The organism is Flavicella sp. (assembly GCF_037132785.1).
GTDB lineage: Bacteria > Bacteroidota > Bacteroidia > Flavobacteriales > Flavobacteriaceae > Flavicella.
Genome location: NZ_JBAHZZ010000072.1, coordinates 1 through 12,309, shown reverse-complemented (window position 1 = coordinate 12,309; position 12,309 = coordinate 1). Strand labels below are relative to the sequence as shown.

The following is a 12,309-nucleotide window of genomic DNA, read 5'->3' as shown; positions in this document are numbered from 1 at the left end:
TTATTGATGTTTTTACCCTCTAAAGTTTTAAAAACCATAAATAACTAATAAAAACAAATACAAATAATGTTTTTTTAGACTGAAAAATATACTTATATTTATCACGCTTAAACTGGTTAACCAATCCGGCTGAAAACACAAAGCTATATGAAATTAGAAGTAATAACTAAACACGAACACAAAGAAGTACAAAATACGATTATCTCTAAAATTAGAGATTTAATCAACTATAAAAACTTAGAACCGGGTGATAAATTACCCTCAGAAAGAATGCTTTCTGAAAAGTTTAATTTTAGTAGAAGTTGCATTCGTGAAACGATTCAGAAATTAGAATTTTACGGTTTGTTAAATTCAATTCCTCAAAGTGGAACTTTTGTTGCTAATATTGGTATAGTTGCTCTTAATGGTATGATTGAAGATATTTTACGATTAGAAAAGCCAGATTTTAAATCTTTAGTAGAGACAAGGATTTTATTAGAATTAAAATCCGCTTCGTTAGCTGCAATTAGGAGAACAGATGAGGATTTAGAACAAATTAAAGAATCATTAGATGCTTTTAGAGAAAAAGCGCTTAGAGGTGAAGATGCTGTACAGGAAGATTTATTATTCCATTTAGCAATTGCAAAAGCCTCTAAGAACAGTACTATCAATACTTTTATGTTAATAATAACTCCTGAAATTATTATCAACATAGAAAAACATCATGTTTGCGCAGATGGCTTGGCTATTGCAGGTATTAAAGAACATGAAGAAATATTTAACGCGATTAAATTACAGGATGAAGAATTGGTTAAAGAAAAAATGAAAATTCATTTTAAAACATTATATGAATACTGTAATAGTACAAACGAATAAATAATATTGATAATAAAGATGCACAACTTTATTTGAGATAAAAAGTAATTGGAGGGGTGTAAATTTAAATTACTATAATTATTTAATTATAGATATAAAACTAAAAGTTTTACTCCATTTAAATTTACCTATTACTAGCAAAATCAAGCTAGATAAATTCATAATTGAAAATAATCAATTATCGAAAAAAGAAGAATGATGTCTTTATTTAACTAAAAGGGATATACAATTTAAAACAAACTAATATGAAAGTAAAAGGATTAAGATGGTGGGTAATTGCTTTGATAGCTTTAGCAACTGTAATTAATTATATTGACAGACAAGCTCTGGTAGTTTTATGGCCAAGCATATCAGAAGATTTATATCCCGATAAAACCGTGGATGAAAGAAAAGAGATTTATGCTCTGATTTCTGTTGTATTTATGTTCTCATATGCTTTTGGACAGTCAATTTTTGGAAAAATATTTGATAAGGTTGGAACACGTATTGGTTTTGTTTTATCTATTGGTTTTTGGTCAATATCTACAGCACTTCATGCTTTGGCAACTGGTGTATTGAGTTTTGCTATTTTTAGATCTCTATTAGGTATATCTGAAGCAGGAAACTGGCCAGGGGCAGCTAAAGGAAATGCAGAATGGTTTCCAGCTACCGAAAGAGCATTTGCACAGGGATTATTTAATTCAGGAGCTGCTATAGGTGGTATTGTAGCCATACCAACCATAGCTTTTCTAACAATTTATTTTAGCTGGCAAATGATATTTATTATAATTGGTCTTATTGGTTTGCTTTGGTTAATCCCATGGTTAATTATAGTAAAAGCTCCACCAAAAAACCATCCTTGGTTGACAGAACTTGAAAAAAATTACATATTAGCAGGTCAAGAAGAGGTAGAGGATAATAACAAAGTATCAACTGAATATAATCCATCTGTTCGTGAATTACTTTCACGTAAACAAAGTTGGGGAGTTATTATTGCATCTGCTGCAATAGATCCAATATGGTGGTTATTCGTCTTTTGGATTCCTCAATATCTTTCAGAAGTTTATAATATGGATATTAAAAGTATTGGTATATACGGCTGGGTTCCTTATGTAGGTGCTATGTTAGGTGCTTGGTTTGGAGGCTTATTAGCGCAAAACAGATTAAAAGCGGGGTGGAATGTAGACAAGACTCGTAAGATTGTTATAACGCTTGGATGTGTTATTATGCTTCCTTCTTTATTGGCTTTATCAAACCCAGGCTCTCCTATGGCAGCAGTATTGATAATGGCTGCAGTTCTTTTCGGGTTTCAAACTGCAATTGGAAATGTACAAACACTACCAAGTGATTTATTTGGAAAGAAAACCGTAGGAACACTTTCTGGTTTTTCTGGTACAGCAGCTAAATTAACGGGGGCTGGTTTAATAGCTTTAGTTCCTATATTAACAGTTGGAGGTAATTATGCACCAGCTTTTATAATTGGAGCAATCCTCGCAGCTATAGTATTAGCAAGTGTATGGATATTGATACCAAAAATTGAGACTTTAAAATCTGAAAAGTAAAATTTCTTAATTATTTCAAAATGAAAAAACAAAAATAGAATTATAACAATAAAATTAATCACACAAATATATATATTATGAGTAAATTTCAAGGAAAAGTAGCAATAATCACTGGAGCTACAGGAGGCATCGGTTTTCAAGTAGCAAGAAGATTAGGAAAAGACGGATATACTGTAGTTTTAAATGGTATTGATCATGAAGATGGAGCAAAGAGAGTTGAAGAACTTAAAGCAGAAGGAATCACAGCAGAATACTATGGTTTTGATGTTACAGATGATAAAGCGGTAACTTTAAATATTACTAAAATCGGTGAAAAGTATGGAAAAATCAACCTGCTTGTAAACAACGCTGGAGGTTTAGGTGGTAGATCTAGATTTGAAGAAATGACGACTGAATTTTACAGATTTGTAATGGCTTTAAATCTTGATTCAACATTTTTTGCTTCAAGAGCAGCAATACCTTTCTTAAAAAAAGCTGAAAATGCTTCAATTATAAACTATACTTCAAATGCAGCTTGGAATGCAGGAGGTCCTGGTGCTGGAATTTATGGAACTTCTAAAGCAGGAGTTCATACTATCACAAGAGCTTTAGCAAAAGATTTAGCAGAATACGGAATTAGAGTAAATGCTGTATCTCCTGGTACAATTGACACTCCTTTCCATGCACAAATTAAATCTACGAAGCCAGAAGTGTTTGCTTCTTGGAAAAATAGTATTATGTTAGGAAGATTAGGTCAACCAGAAGATGTTGCTTCAGTTGTTTCTTTCTTAGCGAGTGAAGACGCTGCATTTATTACAGCTGAGACTATCCAAATTGGTGGTGGTCAAGCTTTAGGAATATAAACTATTAACCTCTCTAAATTTGACAAAAGAGACCTAGGTTCTAGGTCTCTTTTTTTTAAAATTAAACATGAACAAATCTATTGCAATTATTTGTGGCGGTGGTCCTGCTCCGGGTATTAATACAGTTATAAGTACACTAGCCAAAACATTTATAAAAGACGGTTATGATGTATTAGGTGTGCATCACGGGTATAAAGGTTTATTTTCTGACAAACCTGCGATAAAAAAATTTAATTTTCATAAAGCCGATAGAATTTACAGTCGTGGTGGTTCTACTTTAATCATGAGTAGACACAAACCGAAAGACAGTGAATTTAATTCTAATTTCTTTAAAAAACACAATGTAAAATTATTAGTTACAATTGGTGGAGATGACACAGCTTCTACAGGAAGTAGACTATCTAAATATTTAGAGAGTCAACAACTAAATGTAGCTCATATACACGTTCCTAAAACAATTGATAACGATTTACCATTACCAGATAGGAATCCAACATTTGGTTTCCATACAGCAAAGGATGAAGGAGTACGAATTGGGAACACAGTATATGAAGATGCTCGTACAAGTGAAAACTGGTTTATAGTATCTGCCATGGGAAGATCTGCAGGACATTTGGCATTCGGAATCGCATCGGCTTGTCATTTTCCAATGATGATTATTCCTGAAATGTTCAATAAAACAAAAATTACATTTGAAAAAATAATCAATATGATTATTTCATCAATCGTAAAGAGTAAAATTCGTGGAATTGAATATGGAGTTGTTATGGTCAGTGAAGGTGTTTTTTACTTTATGGATGAAGAAGAGATCTTAAATTCTGGTATTAATTTTACCTATGATGATCATGGACATCCTGAATTAGGAAACGTAAGCAAATCACATATATTTAACTTTCTGCTGCAAACGAAATTAAAAGAAATTGGCATGAATATCAAATCCAGACCCGTTGAAATTGGTTATGAATTGCGTTGTGCAAATCCTATTGCTTTTGATTTAACTCTATGTACTTTATTAGGAATTGGAGTGAAAAAATTATTTGATCAAGGTATTACAGGCTGTATCGTAAGTGCAAATTCAAGAGGAGATATATCTCCATTGTATTTAAAAGATTTTGAGGATGAGAATGGAAAAGTTTCTCCTCGTTTGGTTGATATTGATTCTGAAATGGCTCAATTATTTATCAATCACCTTATCTATCTTAGAGAACGTGATTACGAAGACGCCAAAGAATATCTTGACGACCCTGAAAAATACGACGTCAAGAAAATATTAAATTGGGTTTAAATTTACCTAATTGCATTATTAAATTAGTCATTTAATCTCCATATATTAAACTTTATAAATATAGATTATGGAACAGTTTGAAGGACAAGAGAGACTAAGTTTTATAAAAGAATTGCCAAATGATACTGTTTGTAAAGCATATTTAGCTAAAATAAAATGGCAAGATGGATTTACTTGCATAAAATGTGGACATAACAAAGGTTGTGAAAAGTCAGATTATAGATACCATTGTTATAGCTGTCAACACGTAGAAAGTGCAACTGAAAATACCTTATTTCATAAAGTAAAGTTTGGTTTACAAAAAGCATTTTGTGTGGTTTTTGAAATGAGTACAAGTAGCAAAAGTATTTCAAGTATTCAAATGAGAAAACGTTTTAGTATTCGTCAAGGAACTGCATGGTATTTTATGCAAAAAGTACGCAAAGCCACAAAAACTAGTCAAAAATATTCTTCACAAAAATTAATACACGTGGATGAATTTACTATTGGAGGTATAGAAGAGGAAAAACAAGGAAGAGCTGATGATACGAAAAAGGCTGAGATTGCTGTTCAAATAACAGGCAATAATAAAATTAAAAGTGTTTATATAGGGTCTATAAAAGACTATTCACCAATATCATTAATTTTAATATTTGAAGAGCATATAAGTACATCAGCTAAAATAGTAACGGATAAATGGAGAGGGTACGAACCTTTAAAAGAAACTTATGGTATTGAACAAAGATTATAGTAATAACCGAAATTAATTACACATTGTCATTATGCAAGTTAAAGCATGTATTAATGAGCTTTGTATTATAGTTTACCGCTCTCTATTTAAAACCATTAATAGAATGGTAGAAAAGTATCCAATATCTTAAAATCAATCAAAACAGACGCTAAGTGTGTAGTTAAATCTTATATTTTAAAAAACCCAAAACCATGGCTAAACATATTCTAATATTTTCGTTTATAATTTTATTATTCTCTTGTTCTTCAAAGCAAGAAGGTAAAATAATCTTTGTTCAGAATAAAACCGAGTTGAAATCAGCATTAGATTCTGTGCTACCAGGAGAGACCATTATATTGAAAAATGGAGTATGGAATAATACAAATATTATATTTAAAGGTAATGGCACAAAAGAAAAACCAATCATTTTAAAAGCAGAAACAGCTGGTAAAGTTTTTATTGAAGGGGTTTCTAGCGTACAATTGTCAGGTAATTATTTGCAAATAAAAGATTTGTTTTTTAGAAACGGATACAGTCCTACAAAAAATGTAATAGCTTTTAGAACGGCAGAAGATCAGCTAGCTAACAACTGTAGTGTTTCAAATTGTGTGATTTTAGACTTTAACAAACCTCAACGTGATCAAGATGATCTTTGGGTACAATTTTATGGAAGACACAATAAGTTGAGTCACTGTTATATTGCTGGTAAAACTAATGGAGGACCAACGGTTAGAGTTGATTTAAAAGGCAACCAAAGTATAAGAAATTATCATCAAATTATCAATAACCATTTTGGTCCAAGACCACGAAAAGGTGGTGCCAGAGGAGAAACAATCCAACTAGGTAGTAGCTTTACTTCCATGTCACCAAGTTATACATCTATAGCAAATAATCTTTTTGAAGAATGCAACGGAGAAGTTGAAATAATTTCTAGTAAAACCAATTTCAATGAGATTAAAAATAATGTATTTTACAAAAGTGAAGGATCTGTGGTGACAAGACATGGGAACTATTGCGTTATCGATGGAAACTATTTTATTGGAGATGGTGTTAATGAAAATTATGGAGGTATTAGAATTGTAAACACTGGACATTGGATTACAAACAACTATTTTTATAGTATTATAGGAGAGGATTTCAGAAGTCCATTAGCAATTATGAATGGGATTCCAAAATCTCCGTTGAATAGATATAACCAAGTTACGGATGTTGTTGTTGCATATAATACTTATGTAAACTGTAAATCTCCTTGGCAATTTGGTGTAGGAAGTAACATAGATCAAAAAGAGGTATTACCACTATCTGAAATTCGATCTGCTAGACCTTTAAGGACAGTAGTAGCAAACAATGTAATTTATAATCAAAAAGGTGACACAAATCCAATTATTGAGCATGATAAAGCTGATGGTGTAAAATTCAAAAGTAATATTATAAACAACCATGGAGTTGACTTTAATAACAAAGACCGATTTAAAATCTCAAACTTTGATTTAATACAATTAAGTGAAGATATTTTTATTCCAAATCTTTCAAACGAAATTACAGCCTATTCGGGATTTGGGTTTAATACTATTACAAATGATCTATTTGGCAATTCAAGAAAAAACGAAATTTCTATCGGAGCGACAATTCAAACTGAAGCCAAAGACCCAAAAATATTGGACAAAAAAAAATATGGAACTAGTTGGTATTCAAATGAAAAACGAGAAGAAAAACCATCTATAATTGAAATTACTTCAAATGAAATAGATCTTCAAGGAAAAATATTAACGGCTAAATCGGGTGATATTTTACTGTTAGTTAAGGGGACTTATACCATATCGAAGTCTTTGATTATCAATAAAAACATCACAATAAAATCAAAGAATAAAGAACAAGTTGAATTAGTATATAAAGGAAATGACAATACACCGTTATTTGAATTGCAACCATATGGTATTTTAAATATTGAAAACATTAAACTTTTAGGGAATGGTAAACAGCAGGTATTTGCTAACTTAAAAGAAAACATGTTCAACCACTATGGACTTACTGTTTCTGGGTGTGAAATAAACAATTTTGATTATGTTTTAAAAGCTTATAAACAAACATTTGCAGAAGAGATAAAATTTATAAATACGGCCATTTCGAATTGTGAAAATGGCATAGAACTTTCAGAGGAAACCAACGATAGAGGAGATTACAATACGGAGTATTTAACGATAGAACATTGTCAGTTTACAAATATAAAAAGTAATGTTATTGATTATTATAGAGGTGGTTATGATGAATCTACAATTGGCGGAAACCTTATTGTAAAGAATACTACTTTTACAATGTGTGGTGGAAAAGAAAAAAATGGAATCCTTTTAAATACTAGAGGTATTGTAAATGTAAATATTTTAAACAATACATTTATAAACAATCCTGTCCAGCTTGTAGCACTTCTTTGGGGAGCAAAAAATAACCATCACTCAAATAACAATATTGAAAATTCTGGAAAAATTCAAGTAGAAGAAAACTTAAAAATGAAGTTAATGTACTAATCCTTATTTTCCGGTTCTATCAATTTTGAAATGTGCCTAAGCAGGGTCACGAAGCACTTCCAGTATTGTATAAATCCTGTGTTATTCGGTTATTCAAATCGAATATATAATTGTGGAATGGTCAAACAACCAATTATGTAAAGAATTTGTCTGTTTTTTAATGTATTTTTATTACTTGATCTGTAGTAAATTTATTATTTCTATGAAAATAATTCTATCGTCAATTGGCACTAGGGGAGATATGGAACCTTTTTTGGCTTTGGCTGAAATTTTAAAGGAGCAAGGGCATCATATTATTTGTTTGTTTCCTGAGCAATTTAGGACTCTTGCTCAGGGTTCTGGTTTTGAGTTCGCTTCCTTAGGAAAAGAATTTATTGAGATGCTGGATAGTCCATCAGGTAAAATTGCCATGGGAGGTGGGGGGTTGAGCTTTCAAAAAATAAAAGCTTATACAAAACTTATTTCCATACAGTCTTCTGTAAATAAGAAAATGATTTTAAAGCAAGAAGCGGTTATAGAGAGTGAAAACCCTGACAGGATTGTGCATAACGGAAAAGTAATGTATCCAGTTATTTGGGGTTTAGAAAATAAAGATAAAACGATTTTAGTAAGTCCTGTTCCTTATATACATTATGTAAAAAATCATGCACATATTTCCTTTGATAAAGACTTTGGACCTTTTCTAAATAAGTTAACCTACCAATTGGCAAATTATGGTTTGCTTAAAATAATTGTAGGCTCTGTAAAGTGGGTTTCTGTTTCTAGAAAAATTACTCAAAAGGAAATTCAAAATGCTTTATTTAGTGGTAAAGCAATTTATACCATATCTCCATCTCTTTTTAAACGACCGGATTATTGGAATGATAATTTAAAAGTGTTGGGCTACCACGAACGAAAAAACACCAACAACTGGCAGCCGAGTGGTAAATTAAAGGAATTCTTACAAAAACATTCTAAATTAACATTCGTCACATTCGGGAGTATGGTAAATCCCAATCCTCTTGAAAACACAGTGATTATCTTGTCTGTTTTAGAGAAAAACAACATACCTGCAATTATCAATACTGCATCGGGTGGACTTGTAAAGCCTAAAACCTACAATAAAGATTTGTTTTATTTTGTAAATAATATTCCTTATGATTGGGTTTTTCCGAAAATGTATGCTATTGTACATCATGGTGGTTCGGGTACCACACATATGGCATTAAAATACGGATGTGCTTTATTGATTATTCCACATATCATAGATCAATTTGTTTGGAATAAAATATGTTTTAAAAAAGGTGTTGGACCTTTGGGTATTGACATTAGTGAAATAAATTTGAATAATTTAGAGCCTAAAATTATGGAACTATTAAACAACAGGTTTTTTAAAATTAAAGCCGAAATAACAGCTAAAGAAATAGCTAAAGAAAACTTTAAAACTGAAATTGTTAAGGCTATAACTGAATAGTAAACAATACTAATTTAATTTTTAAATGACGCATTAATAAATTGGAATGTTTTTTATTCAGATAAGCAATAAAAATAGAAGCATAGCATATCTACGGTTTTGTTCTTATATAAAAAAGAAACGAATTTATTGCGTCATTTAAATATTAAAAATGGTGTAAATGATGCAGTTTAAAAATTAACGTATTAGTTTGATTGTCTATAAAAGGGTTGTAGCATAGTCTCGAATTGATGTGATTTTTAAGTATTATTGAAATAGAAATTATTTTTTCTCTTTTGTTGCGCTAGGGTAATTCTTCGAAACCCATGTTGCTCAAAGTAAAACTAAAAATGTCTGCATACTGTTCAATAGTTTTAGAAACGGGAGTTCCCGCTCCGTGACCAGCATCGGTTTCAATTCTAATTAATATTGGGTTACTACCCGATTGTTTTGCTTGTAATTCGGCAGCAAATTTAAAACTATGTGCAGGAACCACTCTGTCATCATGATCACCTGTAGTAATGAGCGTAGCAGGATATTGACTTCCTTTTTTTACATTGTGAACAGGAGAATACGCTTTTAAATATTCAAACATTTCTTTGTTGTCTTCTGATGTTCCGTAGTCATACGCCCAGCCAGCACCAGATGTAAAGGTATGATAACGTAACATATCTAATACGCCAACAGCAGATAAAGCTACTTTCATTAAATCGGGTCTTTGCGTCATTGTTGCACCGACTAGTAAACCTCCGTTAGAGCCTCCTCTAATCGCAAGAAAATCAGATGAGGTATATTTTTTATCAATTAAATATTCTCCAGCAGCAATAAAATCATCAAAAACATTTTGCTTTTGGAGTTTTGTTCCAGCATCGTGCCATTTTTTACCGAATTCTCCTCCCCCGCGTAAATTTGGAACGGCATAGATTCCGCCCATTTCCATCCAAACGGCGTTTGAAATGCTAAATCCAGGATTTAAACTAATATTAAACCCGCCATAACCATATAAAATGGTTGGGTTTTTTCCGTTTAGTTCTAGCCCTTTTTTATAAGTGATAATCATAGGAACTTTAGTGCCATCTTTAGAAGTGTAAAAGACTTGTTTGCTTTCATAATCTTTACTTTTAAAATCGATAGATGGTTGCCAGTATAATTCTGATACACCCGTATCAATATTAAATTTATAAATACTCGATGGAGTGCTGTAATTTGTAAAAGAATAATAATCAATCTTAGACTCTTTTTTACCACCAAAACCATTGGCATTACCTATTCCGGGAAGTCGAATATTTCTTATAAATTTACCATCAAAATCGTATTGTTTTACTTGTGAAATAGCGTTGACCGTATATTTTGCAAAGAAATAACCACCACCAGTAGACGCTGAAAGTACATGTTCGGTTTCGGGAATAAAATCTATCCAATTTTCGGGAGTCGGATTCGATGCGTCAACAGTTACTATTTTTTTATTAGGAGCGTTTAGGTTGGTTACTAAATACAATTTACTTCCAATATTATCGATAGCATAAGTGTCGCTATCTGTATGGTCTAAAACAGTAATAAACGAACTGTTCTTTTTTGTTAAATCTTTGATAAACATTTTTGTGCCTGATGTTGAAACTTTGGCATATATAGTTAAATATCTATCATCTTCTGATACGGAAGCTGATAGATACCGATGCTTTTCTTGTTCTGTACCACCATAAATTAATTTGTCGTTTTTTTGCTTTGTCCCTAATTTATGATAATACACTTTATGCTGATCTGTTTTGGCAGATAACTCACTTCCTTTAGGTTTGTCGTAACTAGAATAATAAAAACCTTCATTTTTGTGCCAAGAAATTCCGCTGAATTTTACGTCAATCAAGGTGTCTTGAATCACCTCTTTAGAGTCAACATCCATAACGATAATTTTTCTCCAATCAGATCCTCCTTCCGAAATAGAATATGCAACAATTTTTCCGTTGCGTGAGAATGATAATCCAGCTAAAGAAGTTGTTCCGTCTTTAGAAAAAGTATTTGGATCTAAAAAAACTTTGGGTTCGTCATTCTCTTTAAAATGATAAATTACATATTGATTCTGTAAGCCATCGTTTTTATAAGAATACGTATAATCACCTTCTTTAAATGGTGCACTTATTTTTTCGTAATTCCACAACTTTTCAAGACGGTTTTTTAATTCATCTCTAAAAGGAATGTTTTCTAAATAACCAAATGTAATCTTATTTTGATCAGCCACCCAGCTCCCTGTTTCTTCAGAGAGATCATCTTCTAGCCATCGATAAGGATCTTTTACTTTCGTTCCGAAATAATTGGTAACCGTATCAACTTTTTTTGTTTCTGGGTATTTCAATTTAATTGTTTTTTTGTGAGTTTCTACAGAATTGCATGATAATATAAGAATACCTAATAATGAAATTGTTATAATGTTCGTCATGGGTGTGAATTTGAATCAATAGTAAAGATAATATTTTATGTTAGGATTAGCAAGTAACAGTTGTTACAGATTTATATGTAAGTTCTTTATATCTTTACTGCCAAAGAGGGATGAAAAAATAAGAGTATGACAGAGCTTTTGACGCAACAAACATTTTTTGAAAAGGTATTTGACTATAGTAAAAATAAAGATTGGAAAGTTGAAGGAGATAGACCTGCAATTATTGATTTTTACGCAGATTGGTGTGGACCTTGTAAAATAATGGCATCTATATTGGAAGGATTGAGTAAAGAGTATAAAGGGAAATTGGATATTTATAAAGTTGATACAGAGGCAGATCAAGATCTATCGGAGGATTTTGCGATTAGAAGCATTCCGTCTATGTTGATTATTCCTATGAATGGACAACCGCAAATGGTACAAGGTAAGACCGTTGCAAGGTACATGACAAAAACAAAGATCCAAACTTAGGCTGTATATCATTGTTTGTTAGCTTGTTAAGGCGTATATATAAGTTATGAAACTACAAAGAACAGCTACTTTTGCAGATAGCATTTGTGACTTACGTACAAGAAAGATAAAAGCTACATTTTTTAGTCAAATAAATATTCTTATCGATTGGGATCGCATTTCAAAAATAATAGACAAGGACTATTCCAGGGGTAAAAGTGCCGTTGGTAAGCCTT

At 31.6% G+C, this 12,309-nt stretch carries 8 protein-coding genes and 1 pseudogene; 8 read left to right on the top strand and 1 reads right to left on the bottom strand.

What is annotated here, in order from left to right; translation table 11 throughout:
• The first annotated feature begins 147 nt into the window (after positions 1 to 147).
• From V5787_RS04750 to V5787_RS04720, 7 genes and pseudogenes are all read left to right on the top strand, one after another.
• The gene (locus V5787_RS04750; protein WP_336892124.1) at positions 148 to 855 is read left to right on the top strand and encodes a FadR/GntR family transcriptional regulator; all 708 of its coding nucleotides are present in this window, start codon (positions 148 to 150) and stop codon (positions 853 to 855) included.
• 245 nt (positions 856 to 1,100) lie between these two features.
• A complete protein-coding gene (locus V5787_RS04745) occupies positions 1,101 to 2,396 on the top strand; it encodes an MFS transporter (RefSeq protein WP_336892123.1) in 1,296 nt (431 codons plus the stop codon).
• Between the two features lie 77 nt (positions 2,397 to 2,473).
• The gene (locus V5787_RS04740) at positions 2,474 to 3,238 is read left to right on the top strand and encodes an SDR family NAD(P)-dependent oxidoreductase (RefSeq protein WP_336892122.1); all 765 of its coding nucleotides are present in this window, start codon (positions 2,474 to 2,476) and stop codon (positions 3,236 to 3,238) included.
• Positions 3,239 to 3,305: 67 nt separating this feature from the next.
• Positions 3,306 to 4,523 (top strand): 6-phosphofructokinase, encoded by a 1,218-nt coding sequence (locus V5787_RS04735; protein WP_336892121.1) that lies wholly within the window; start codon positions 3,306 to 3,308, stop codon positions 4,521 to 4,523.
• A 67-nt stretch (positions 4,524 to 4,590) separates the two neighbouring features.
• Positions 4,591 to 5,383 (top strand): annotated as a pseudogene (locus V5787_RS04730) (IS1595 family transposase).
• 61 nt (positions 5,384 to 5,444) lie between these two features.
• A complete protein-coding gene (locus V5787_RS04725; protein WP_336892120.1) occupies positions 5,445 to 7,757 on the top strand; it encodes a chondroitinase-B domain-containing protein in 2,313 nt (770 codons plus the stop codon).
• A 202-nt stretch (positions 7,758 to 7,959) separates the two neighbouring features.
• Positions 7,960 to 9,210, top strand: a complete 1,251-nt coding sequence (locus V5787_RS04720; protein WP_336892119.1) for a nucleotide disphospho-sugar-binding domain-containing protein — start codon at positions 7,960 to 7,962, stop codon at positions 9,208 to 9,210.
• Between the two features lie 283 nt (positions 9,211 to 9,493).
• On the opposite strand, the gene V5787_RS04715 is transcribed toward V5787_RS04720, so the two are convergent.
• Positions 9,494 to 11,623, bottom strand: a complete 2,130-nt coding sequence (locus V5787_RS04715) for a prolyl oligopeptidase family serine peptidase (protein ID WP_336892118.1) — start codon at positions 11,621 to 11,623, stop codon at positions 9,494 to 9,496.
• Positions 11,624 to 11,749: 126 nt separating this feature from the next.
• Here V5787_RS04715 and V5787_RS04710 point away from each other — a divergent pair, with 126 nt between their 5' ends.
• Entirely contained in the window at positions 11,750 to 12,094 is a 345-nt protein-coding gene (locus tag V5787_RS04710; RefSeq protein WP_336892117.1) for a thioredoxin domain-containing protein, read from the top strand.
• The last annotated feature ends 215 nt before the right edge of the window (positions 12,095 to 12,309 follow it).